The sequence below is a fragment of the Acinetobacter sp. A1 genome (genome assembly GCF_012371315.1).
In the GTDB taxonomy this organism is placed as follows: domain Bacteria; phylum Pseudomonadota; class Gammaproteobacteria; order Pseudomonadales; family Moraxellaceae; genus Acinetobacter.
The window spans coordinates 18,197-29,421 of sequence record NZ_JAAZQY010000030.1 but is presented as its reverse complement, the minus strand read 5'-3'; the positions used below and the strand labels follow the sequence as shown (position 1 = coordinate 29,421).

Annotated in this window: 9 protein-coding genes and 4 tRNA genes; 4 read left to right on the top strand and 9 right to left on the bottom strand. The window is 41.2% G+C overall.

What is annotated here, in order from left to right; all coding sequences use genetic code 11:
• The first annotated feature begins 221 nt into the window (after nt 1-221).
• Together HHA41_RS10435 and HHA41_RS10430 are read left to right on the top strand one after the other, a co-directional pair.
• The gene (locus HHA41_RS10435; protein ID WP_168418590.1) at nt 222-725 is read left to right on the top strand and encodes a YfiR family protein; all 504 of its coding nucleotides are present in this window, start codon (nt 222-224) and stop codon (nt 723-725) included.
• Nucleotides 722-1,978, top strand: a complete 1,257-nt coding sequence (locus HHA41_RS10430; RefSeq protein WP_168418589.1) for a diguanylate cyclase — start codon at nt 722-724, stop codon at nt 1,976-1,978. The genes HHA41_RS10435 and HHA41_RS10430 overlap by 4 nt, the downstream gene beginning before the upstream one ends.
• Here HHA41_RS10430 and HHA41_RS10425 read toward each other — a convergent pair.
• Nucleotides 1,952-3,013 carry an RNA-guided endonuclease TnpB family protein gene (locus tag HHA41_RS10425; RefSeq protein ID WP_168461654.1) on the bottom strand — a complete coding sequence of 354 codons (1,062 nt, stop codon included), beginning with the start codon at nt 3,011-3,013 and terminating at the stop codon, nt 1,952-1,954. The two genes, HHA41_RS10430 and HHA41_RS10425, sit on opposite strands and share 27 nt — an antisense overlap.
• Nucleotides 3,014-3,144: 131 nt before the next feature.
• Between HHA41_RS10425 and HHA41_RS10420 the strand changes: the two genes are divergently transcribed.
• Nucleotides 3,145-3,621, top strand: coding sequence for an OmpA family protein (locus HHA41_RS10420; protein ID WP_168418587.1), 477 nt, complete (start codon nt 3,145-3,147; stop codon nt 3,619-3,621).
• A 161-nt stretch (nt 3,622-3,782) separates the two neighbouring features.
• Here HHA41_RS10420 and HHA41_RS10415 read toward each other — a convergent pair.
• From HHA41_RS10415 to secA, 8 genes are all read right to left on the bottom strand, one after another.
• Nucleotides 3,783-3,859, bottom strand: a tRNA-Pro gene (locus HHA41_RS10415).
• 18 nt (nt 3,860-3,877) lie between these two features.
• Nucleotides 3,878-3,953, bottom strand: a tRNA-His gene (locus HHA41_RS10410).
• Nucleotides 3,954-3,991: 38 nt separating this feature from the next.
• Nucleotides 3,992-4,068: transfer RNA gene (locus HHA41_RS10405), tRNA-Arg, on the bottom strand.
• A 46-nt stretch (nt 4,069-4,114) separates the two neighbouring features.
• Nucleotides 4,115-4,191, bottom strand: a tRNA-Pro gene (locus HHA41_RS10400).
• A gap of 153 nt (nt 4,192-4,344) precedes the next feature.
• Nucleotides 4,345-5,412 (bottom strand): quinolinate synthase NadA, encoded by a 1,068-nt coding sequence (gene nadA, locus HHA41_RS10395; protein WP_168461653.1) that lies wholly within the window; start codon nt 5,410-5,412, stop codon nt 4,345-4,347.
• 149 nt (nt 5,413-5,561) lie between these two features.
• On the bottom strand, nt 5,562-6,782 hold the full coding sequence (gene argJ, locus HHA41_RS10390) for a bifunctional glutamate N-acetyltransferase/amino-acid acetyltransferase ArgJ (protein WP_168461651.1): 1,221 nt from the start codon (nt 6,780-6,782) through the stop codon (nt 5,562-5,564).
• Nucleotides 6,783-6,978: 196 nt separating this feature from the next.
• Nucleotides 6,979-7,341 carry a hypothetical protein gene (locus HHA41_RS10385; protein WP_168418584.1) on the bottom strand — a complete coding sequence of 121 codons (363 nt, stop codon included), beginning with the start codon at nt 7,339-7,341 and terminating at the stop codon, nt 6,979-6,981.
• A 163-nt stretch (nt 7,342-7,504) separates the two neighbouring features.
• On the bottom strand, nt 7,505-10,219 hold the full coding sequence (secA, locus tag HHA41_RS10380; protein WP_168418583.1) for a preprotein translocase subunit SecA: 2,715 nt from the start codon (nt 10,217-10,219) through the stop codon (nt 7,505-7,507).
• A gap of 338 nt (nt 10,220-10,557) precedes the next feature.
• On the opposite strand from secA, the gene HHA41_RS10375 reads away from it, so the two are divergent.
• Nucleotides 10,558-11,199: a peroxiredoxin gene (locus HHA41_RS10375; protein ID WP_168418582.1), complete on the top strand. Its 642-nt coding sequence runs from the start codon at nt 10,558-10,560 to the stop codon at nt 11,197-11,199.
• Nucleotides 11,200-11,225: the final 26 nt, after the last annotated feature.

Genomic DNA, 11,225 nt, shown 5'->3' with positions numbered 1-11,225 from the left:
CAACAAGTTTTTATCAACATCACCGCCGATGGATGTGCATTATAGATGAATTCCCATCGCTTGCAAGCCCTGTTTTTGGTTTTTAGCAAAAATAGCGCTTATATGAGCAATATTTAATCAACAATTCTAAACTTTGTCGTATTCTTAGCCAAAATTAGCAGTATGTTTATTTTTAAATTTTAGCTAAACTATTTTTTGATCTATTTTAATGTTGTGTTGAGATGACTCGAACTTTAAAAAAAATAATTTTACTGTCATTCATAGCAATTTCAGCCCCTACTTTACATGCAGCACCACCTCCAAGTGTGTACAGCACCACATTTTCAATTTTGGCTTATGCTAAATGGCGACTAGACACGCCTAAACTCTGTGTTGTGGATAACACGAGTGTTGCACAACATTTTAAAAACTATGCATCTGCACATCATAAATACGATATTCATGCCATTCAAACGCATGCTATTAAGCAGAATGATTGTCAAATTTTGATCTTTTCAACTCTATCAGCCATTGAAGAACAGCAGATTTTAAATCATCAAGTCGATTTTCCTGCACTTTCGATTAGCTTGAATAATGTGGACTGTGAAACAGGCAGCGCTTTTTGTTTATATAAAAAGAATCAAAACTACGCTTTTAAAGTCAACTTAGAAAGCTTAACTCAGTCGAAATTGCATATTGATCCACGAGTGTTATTACTTGCAAAACCAACGGAGCCTAACTCATGAAACAGTTATACACTCCTATTACCTTGCATCAGTTATTTACGCGCTCTCAACTCACTATTTTTATACTGACCTTTTGTATTTGTTCTGGAATTTTTTTGGTCATTTCGACTTACACCATGAACACCTACGCTAAAAATAGTCTGCAAAATTTATCAACCACATTGAATGAACGTATTCAACCTGCAGTTGTATTTAACGATCAGATCACTTTGAATGAAATCTTAACTGAACATACACAGCGCCATCCTGTCCGCTCCATTGAAGTGCTTTCAGCCCAACAAAAGCGTATGGCATTTATTGAACAACAAGACCTTGACCGATTTTCAATTCAAGCCTTGTTAGATTATTTGTTTTTCCACGACCCTGTTCGTCTGAGTATTAATCACGATCAACAAAAATATGGCGAACTGCTAGTCTACGGTAATTCGAGCGACCTGATCAGCTTTTTGCTCAAAATTGTTCTTGGGCTAAGTTTTGGTTTTATTTTAATGTTGATGGCCGTGTTTTGGTCGATTAATTCAATTTATCAATATCTCATGCAATCCTTAACCTCAATTGTTGATTCTGCACGTGATATTAGCACGCAACAAAATTACAAAATGCGTATTTCTGGTTCAGATATTCAGGAATTGCACGAACTCAGTTATGCCTTTAATAGTCTATTAAAGGAAATTGAGCAATCGCATAAGAATTTAACTTCAGAAAACAACAAATTACAACATCAATTTCAATATGACAGTTTAACTCAACTGCCAAATCGACATTATTTTTATGAAACACTTTTCAAACTGTATAATGGTTCAACTACCAGTGCTGCAGTCTTATTTTTAGATATCAACAATTTCAACCAAATCAATAATCAATTTGGTCATTTAATTGGTGATGAAATTTTACGTGATTCTTCACACTGTCTTATCGATATTTTGCCCGAGCATGCTTTTGTTTCACGATTAGGCGGAGATGAATTCGCAGTGATTCTGACAGGTTCATATACACAGGCTGAATTGGAAAATTTCTGTGAAAAAATTCACAACTGTTATGCAGCCACATTTACATACGAACAGCAGCAAGTCTCATTAAATGTTAGTATTGGTGTGGCATTAACTGAATATGCCAAGACACCAGAAAATTTAATTGCTGATGTAGATCGTGCCATGCTTAAAGCGAAACGCGATAAAATAAAATGGTATATTTCACCTCAATCAAACATTGACTTCCTCACCTCCCTAAACGGAGGTGATTCCTACTGCTAGACGCTTAAGCCCAAGCGCAAGTATGTTCTTAGAACTATTTAAATCCCGATCATTGGTATTTAAACAGTTTTCACATTCCCATACTCTTATTCGCAAATCTGCTCTACCTTTCGGACTGCTTGCGGTGATCTCACCACAGCACGAACACATTTGGGTTGTGAAACTTTCGTTGACTTCCTCAAACAATACACTTGCGTTCTCGCATTTATACTTGAGCATTGTTTTGAATGCTGAAAAGCCTGTATCTAAAACAGATTTAGCCATTTTAGTTTTTACAAGTTTTTTTGCACTCAGGTCGCCAACAATAATCAGTGCATTTTCTTTTACAAGCATGGTGCTTGCTTTGTGCAAATGATCTTTACGACAATTTGCAATCTTGGCGTGTAATGCACGAATACGCTTTTTATTCTTCGCTCGTTGAGCTATACCTAGTTTTTGTTCATATTTACGATACAACTTTGGATTTGAAATCACAGTGCCATCAGAACAGGTGGCTATATCTTTTAAGCCTAGATCAATGCCAATGGCTTTAGTTGCAGTTGGTTTGTCTAACTTAGGTGAATCCACGACCAGGCACACATACCAACGCCCACGACTATCCTCAACAAATGAGCCTGTTCTAATACTATATTTGCTTAAACCGTAGCTATCCCATAAGCCGAATTTGGTTTTTCCATACTCAACCCATCCATCAGCATATTTCAGTCCTGATTTTTTGAATGGTATCCAACCAAGCGATCTTCTTGCTGATTTCTTGTTGCTAACACGCCATTTCAGCTTTGCTTTTTTATACTGTATTCTTCGGGTGACAAATTCTTCTCTAATTGCATCAATTGTCTGGCTATGCAATCCACAGAGCTTTGAAGTACCTTTGGTGTACTTTGCCATGTCGAATGCTGAAAAGAAGTGACCTGTTCTTTTTAGGTGTTTAAAACTCAAATCATTCACATAATTCCAAACAAAGTTCACCTCAGATGCTAATTGGTCTAGCACCTTGCAATGTTTGTCTTTTATGCGTAATTTAAGTGTTTTCATGGGCTTATTTTAGATCGTGTTAAATTAAAGGTGTTGATTTTTGAAAAACCCAACGACATTTCATGTCGTGTCGCTTACATCTCTGCCCTGAAGGACAGAGTTTTACGCTCCATTTGATAAACAGGTTTCACATGCTTAAAAAGGTTCTGATCACTTCTCTCATTTTAGTTATGGTTTCGCTCAGCGCATGTATGAGCTTAGGCAATGTCAGCTATAAACAAGCACGTATGCTTAAAAATGAAGGGTTTATTTTGAGTGATGATGGCTGGACACTGGCTTTGCCTGAACGTTTATTATTTGGTTTTGATGAATACGCTATCCAAAAACCTCAGCAACAACGCCTGAATCAGCTGGCACAACAACTGCATAAATATGATCTAGATAAACTTAAATTTATTGGACATACCGACAATGTGGGTTTACCCAGCTACAATCAAACTCTTTCTGAAAAACGCGCCCAAAGTGTCGCTCAGATCTTTTTAGATCAAGGTTTTGAACGAAACAATATTCAGGTGATTGGTCGTGGAGCATCTCAACCGATGGTGAGCAACGATACACCAGCAAATCGCGCGATTAACCGTCGGGTAAATGTGACCATAGTACCTTAAAGCCCTACAGAAATTTCAACGGATCATCAAGCCTCAGTCATTGAGGCTTTTTTTATTTCACCTAAAAGATGTAATCAACAAAAGTATTTTTCTAAATTTCAGGCATAAAAAAACCGCTTAACGCGGTATCTTTATCTATTGACCATTTCTATTTTAGAAAATGGTCGGAGCAGTAGGATTCGAACCTACGACCCCCTGGTCCCAAACCAGGTGCACTACCAGGCTGTGCTATGCTCCGTTTATCTCTTAAAGAGATTGGGGTGAATGACGGGATTCGAACCCGCGACAACTGGAATCACAATCCAGGGCTCTACCAACTGAGCTACATCCACCATCATATTTGGTTCTTATATACCAAGCCACCCAAAAATGGCGCGCCTGACAGGATTCGAACCTGTGACCATCCGCTTAGAAGGCGGATGCTCTATCCAACTGAGCTACAGGCGCATGACCGATGATACATAATATCATGCGATACGTTGCCTTGAAGAATTGGTCGGAGCAGTAGGATTCGAACCTACGACCCCCTGGTCCCAAACCAGGTGCACTACCAGGCTGTGCTATGCTCCGATTCATCTCAGCTTTTTGTGTATCGCACATCGTGCGGTACGGTGTGCATTCTAGGCGTGACGCCCGAAGACGTCAACACCTATATTTAAAAAAAATTAAAAAAAAGCTTCAACCGTATATTTATCAAGCATTTTTGATATTTTTCAATCAATTTTAGCGTTTCAGACTCGCACTGAAATTCAACATACGATCTAACGGTAATTTAGCACGTTCTGCAAGCGCAGGCTCAACGAATATTTCTTGATCACCAGTTTGCAACACATGCAAAATTCCATCTAATTCATTCATTGCCATCCACGGGCAATGTGCACATGAGCGGCAAGTTGCCCCCTCACCTGCAGTTGGTGCTTCAATCAGAGTTTTATTGGGTACCGCTTGTTGCATCTTATAGAAAATGCCACGGTCAGTTGCCACAATAAGACGCTCGTTCGGCAAGTTTTTCGCAGCTTGAATTAGCTGTGAAGTACTGCCCACTGCATCAGCAATATCAACCACAGCTTCAGGTGATTCTGGATGTACCAAAACTGCAGCATCTGGATACAGCGCTTTCATGTTGGCAATACCGCGCGAACGAAATTCTTCATGCACAATACATGAACCATCCCACAGCAACATATCTGCCCCAGTTTTCTTTTGAATATAGCGACCTAAATGCTGGTCAGGCGCCCAAATGATTTTTTCACCCAAGCTATCTAAATGCTCGACAATTTCAACTGCGCAACTAGATGTCACGACCCAGTCTGCACGTGCTTTTACCGCAGCAGAAGTATTGGCATAAACCACAACAGTATGATCAGGATGTGCATCACAGAAGCGGCTAAACTCATCGACAGGGCAACCTAAGTCGAGTGAACAAGTCGCTTCCAAAGTTGGCATTAGAATAGTTTTTTCTGGTGATAAAATTTTGGCTGTTTCACCCATAAATTTCACCCCAGCCACCACCAATGTTGTTGCAGCATGATCACGACCAAAACGTGCCATTTCCAGAGAATCTGAAACACAACCGCCCGTGTACTCTGCCAATTCCTGTACTTCTGGATCGCAGTAATAATGGGCAACCAAGACAGCATTGCGCTTTTCGAGTTCTGCTTTAATTTGCGCAAATTTTTCCTGCTTGGCCTGCTCACTCAAATGGTGCTCTTTGGTTTCACCCAAGCGATCTAAATGCGCCTGCACAATCGATTTTGCTTCATTGGCAATTAAATTGGTCGCATCATTCATAACAACGTCTTCTCTATCTTCATGCTTGCCCTAACACAAGCGTACTCAAGTCACTGATGATATGGGGGCTATTTGCTCATTCACCAGCCCTTTGCCGATTAAATGCTAAAAAAGCCTCACAACGGAGGCTTTCTCACTCAATTTAAATTTTACGAACGGTAATCCGCGTTGATCTTGACATAATCATAAGATAAGTCACAAGTATAGACTGTATCTGAGGCCTGTCCGCGTCCTAAATCTACACGAATGGTCATTTCAGTTTGCGCCATGACGCCTGCACCTGCTTCTTCGGTATAGTCTGCGGCAGCGCCACCATCTTTACATATTTGCACATCATCTAACCAAACCTGAATTTTTTCAACGTCTAAATTAGGGACGCCTGCGTAACCAATCGCAGCAAGGATACGCCCCCAGTTTGGATCTGAGGCAAAAATAGCGGTTTTTACCAATGGCGAATGTGCAATGCTATAAGCAATATCACAACATTCCTGAGTATTAGCGCCACCTTCAACACGAACCGTAATGAATTTCGTTGCACCCTCGCCATCACGAACAATCAATTGCGCCAAACGCAGCATCACACGATTTAAAACATCCAATAGCACCGCATAACGTGGATCATTATTGCTACTAATTGTCGTACCGCCTGCCTGACCTGTCGCCACTAAAATGCATGAGTCATTGGTAGAAGTATCGCCATCTACGGTAATGCGGTTAAAAGATTGCTCTACACTTTGCTTGAGCAATTGTTGTAATACATCACGTTGAATCGGGGCATCGGTCGCAACATAGCTAAGCATAGTCGCCATATTCGGACGAATCATGCCTGCGCCTTTAGAAATACCAGTCATGCTGTATGTAATACCATCGAGCTCAAATTGCTCAGACGCACCTTTTGGTTTGGTATCTGTGGTCATAATGCCTGTGGCGGCATCATGCCATGCATCATCACGCAACGACGCCAAAGCTGGTGCTAAACCTGCGACCAAACGCTCAATAGGTAATTGTTCACCAATCACCCCTGTAGAAAATGGCAAAACTTCTTGTGCAGATACACCCGCCAATTCAGCCAATTTGGCACAGGTGGTTTCTGCATTTTGCATACCCAATTTACCCGTACCCGCATTGGCATTACCTGTATTAATCACCAAATAACGTGGATTAGTTTGAGCTAAATGTGCTTTAGAGACATGCACAGGCGCAGCACAGAATGCATTTTGGGTAAATACACCCGCAACATTTGAACCTTCTGCAAATTCAAAAATAACCAGGTCACGTCGGTTCTGATAGCGCACATAGGCTTCAGCTGAACCAATTTTTACACCTTTGACCACATGCATATGTGGCATAGAGACGTCACCAACTGCCATTTTGAAATTTCCAGTACAAATTTGAGAATGTCACAGCTTAGTGGAAAATGAAGAAAAAATCGAGCATCCGCCTGTGTCGTTTCGCTTTTTGTTTATGTAGGCTCTGAAATATAAAAACCAGCCGTTTAGACTGGTTTTTTTTATATTTAAACGTACAGCTGAGCAAGCAGCACCGCTTGCCAGTCTGCTTTAAAACTTATTGTGGATTGGTTGCCACAACTGCTTCGCCCAACAATGCCTGTTTGGCACGTTCTTGGCTTGCTGCAGACAGTGCTGGATTTGAAGCCACAATACGATTTACATTAGCAGCATTCGCTGGTGCAATCGCAGCAGTATGCAACACAATTGGACGTTGATCAGGATTGGCAAAGGTATAGCGGATACCTGTACGTGGACTTGCCACTGTTACATGACCATTATCTACTTGAGCCTGTGCTGTAGTGGGTCCTACAGCAGCCTGAACTTTTGCAGCAGTGGTCGTTGTCGCTGTAGCATTCGCAAAGGTCAACGTTGGCAAGCTAAGTGCGACAATCATTAAAGGTTGTAATACTTTTTTCATTTTTTGTTCCACGTATGGATATATTGCATGTGCAACTAAATAGCATTTAATTCCAAAATCTGCAAATGCTATACACATCTTGCAAAACTATTGCTACAAAGTTTTAAGCCAAAATGCGATAAAAAAGCAGAACCGAAGTTCTGCTTTGCAAAGTTCATCAAACTTAAATTTTACCGTGACACTGCTTGTATTTCAGTCCTGAACCACATGGACATGGTGAGTTACGGCTTGCAGGTGGTACCACCGCTTGATCAGCAGCTACCGCTTGCGGTTCTGATTCAAAGGTTTCACCCGTTAAGCCGTCTACATCTGCATGAGAAAGGTTCAACTGCATGGCTTCGGCCTGTGCCTGTTGTTGCGCTTCCATGGCAGCCAATTCTTCAGGCGTTGGGACGTGTACACGTGATAAATCAGTGACCACATCAGCTTTAATCACACCCAGCATGTTCACAAATAAGTTAAATGCTTCTTTTTTGTATTCTTGCTCAGGGTTCTTTTGCGCATAGCCGCGTAAATGAATACCTTGACGTAAATAGTCCATTGCCGCCAAGTGATCTTTCCAGTGGCGATCTAATGAGCTGAGCATAAAGTGACGTTCTAACATGGCTGCAGATTCATCACCCATTTGCTCACGACGTGAACGGTAACGCGCCAAGATTTCATCAGAAATACGTTCAATCAACGCTTCTTCGTCTAGGCGACGATCTTCTTCCAACCATTGATTAATTGGCAAGTCGATGCCCAAGTCATCACGTAAGGCACGCTCAAGCCCGTCAATATCCCACTGATCGTGAATCGATTCAGGTGGAATATAATTGGCGATCATGCCTGTGACCACTTCACGATGCATTTCTTCAATATAATCTTGCAGGGTGTTTTCTGCTAACACGTCATCACGTTGTGAATAAATGATCTTACGCTGTTCATTATTCACATCATCGTATTTCAGCAAGTTTTTACGAATATCGAAGTTACGTGCTTCAACTTTACGCTGTGCATTTTCGATAGAACGAGACACCATTTTGTGCTCAATCGCTTCATCTTCCTGCAAGCCCATAGCACGCATCATTGCCACGACACGGTCACCTGCGAAAATACGCATCAAGTCATCTTCAAGTGAAAGATAGAAGCGTGATACACCCGGGTCACCCTGACGACCTGCACGACCACGTAGCTGGTTATCAATACGGCGTGATTCATGGCGTTCAGAGCCAATAATATGCAAACCACCTGAACTTAACACCATGTCATGGTTTTGTTCCCACTCTGCTTTTAAGCGAGCTTCGTCTTCAGGGGTTGGATTTTCAATTTTGGCAAGCAAGGCTTTCCAGTTACCACCGAGCAAAATATCTGTACCACGACCCGCCATATTCGTCGCAATCGTCACCGCTCGTGGTGAACCTGCCTGTGCAATAATGTCGGCTTCACGTTCGTGTTGCTTCGCATTTAACACTTCGTGCTGAATACCCGCTTCACGCAGTTTGTCCGATAAAATTTCCGAAGCTTCAATGGTTGCGGTACCAATCAAAATTGGCGCTACACCCGCTTCATGCACACGCTGAATTTCTTGAATAATTGCGTTGTATTTGCCTGCACGGTTTAAATAAATCAAATCGTTCTGGTCATTACGAATCATTGGGCGGTGGGTTGGAATAATCACCACATCCAAACCATAAATTTCTTTCATTTCTGCAGCTTCAGTATCTGCAGTACCCGTCATACCCGATAATTTTTTGTATAAACGGAAATAGTTCTGGAAAGTTGTGGTCGCTAAAGTTTGGTTTTCAGGCTGAATTTCTAAGCCTTCTTTGGCTTCTACCGCTTGGTGCAAGCCTTCTGACCAGCGACGACCCGGCATGGTACGACCTGTATTTTCGTCAACAATAATCACTTCACCATCATGAATAATGTAGTGTACGTTGCGTTGATACAAGAAGTGCGCACGAATGGCAGCAGACACGTGATGCACCAAATTCAGGTTAGATGCAGAATAAAGACTTTCGCCCTCTGCCAGCAATCCCATTTGAATCAATTCATCTTCTACAGTTTCATAACCAATTTCGGTCATTTCCACCGTTCGTTGTTTTTCATCAATCCAGAAATGCCCACCATCTGCTACTTTTTCTTCTTTTTGCGCATGCAGTTTTGGTGGAATGGTATTGATTGCAGCATACAATTGAGATGAATCATCACTTTGACCCGAAATGATCAATGGTGTACGTGCTTCATCAATTAGGATCGAGTCCACTTCGTCAATGATGGCATAGGTCAAACCACGCTGTTTTTTCTCAGCGAGAGAAAACACCATGTTGTCACGCAAATAGTCGAAACCAAATTCGTTATTGGTACCGTAAGTGATGTCTGCGCGATAAGCTTGTGCTTTTTCTGTCGGGTCTTGCATCGAATAAATGATGCCAATGCTTAAACCCAAAAACTCAAACAAAGGACGGTTGAGTTCAGCATCACGCTGTGCCAAGTAGTCATTTACAGTGATGACATGCACGCCCTGACCACTCAAAGCATTCAGATAACAGGCCAAAGTTCCCATCAGGGTTTTACCTTCACCTGTACGCATTTCTGCAATTTTACCTTCGTGCAAGGTAATACCACCAATCAACTGCACGTCATAGTGACGCATGCTCATGACGCGTTTGGCCGCTTCACGACATACCGCAAATGCTTCTGGTAATAATTTATCTAAACTTTCGCCTTTGTTATAACGTTGTTTGAATTCTTCGGTTTTTGCAGATAAGTCTGCATCGCTTAAGGCAGATATCGTCGGCTCGAGCGCATTAATCTTGTCTACGATTTTACGCATGCGTTTGAGTTCGCGCTCATTTTTAGTACCGAAGATTCCTCCGATCAGACTTGCCAACATGAATAAACTCTCTAAATCTTGCTTGTCAAATAAATAGGTTTTTCTTAGTGGTTATTATGGTGCTAGAAATTTGAAGTACAAGGGTTTTGCACAAAAACCTATTAAAAATTCCAATCTCTACTTGCCATTTCTCGCTGCTAAGTGGCAGTTAATGTAACAAATTTCGAGCGGGCGATATATAGCAATAGCACATGAATCTATTTTGAAAATGCAATAAAAACCACATCACTTATTCAATTTACTCATAAGTACATACAAAAACACTATTTATTTTTGCAAAAGAAATAACGCATAGTAGTGTTCATTCAACATACAACACAAAACATCAGAGGCACAGCATGACCATTCGCTTAGGTGACACCGCACCCAACTTCACACAAGATTCAAATGAAGGCCAGATTGATTTTTATGAGTTTTTAGGTAACAGCTGGGGGATTTTATTTTCACACCCTGCCGACTATACTCCTGTCTGCACCACAGAATTAGGCTTTACCGCAAAACTTAAAGATGAATTCAGCAAACGTAATGTTAAAGCGATTGCCCTTTCTGTAGATGATGCAGAATCTCACAAAGGCTGGATTCAAGATATTAACGAAACTCAAAATACGACAGTTAATTTCCCAATTCTTGCCGACCAAGATCGTAAAGTGTCTACTTTGTATGATTTTATTCACCCGAATGCCAGCGAAACACTGACTGTACGCTCACTGATCATTATTGATCCGAATAAAAAAGTACGTTTGATCATCACTTATCCTGCATCTACAGGGCGTAATTTCCATGAAATTTTACGTGTGATTGACTCATTGCAACTGACTGACAATTATAAAGTTGCAACCCCTGCTAACTGGCAAGATGGTGAAGACGTGGTGATTGTGCCATCTATTCAAGATGAAGCTGAACTTAAAGAACGCTTCCCAAGCGGATATAAAGCCATCAAACCGTATTTACGTTTGACCAAACAACCAAATCGCTCTTAATTTTAGTTCTACACTGAATTCACAAG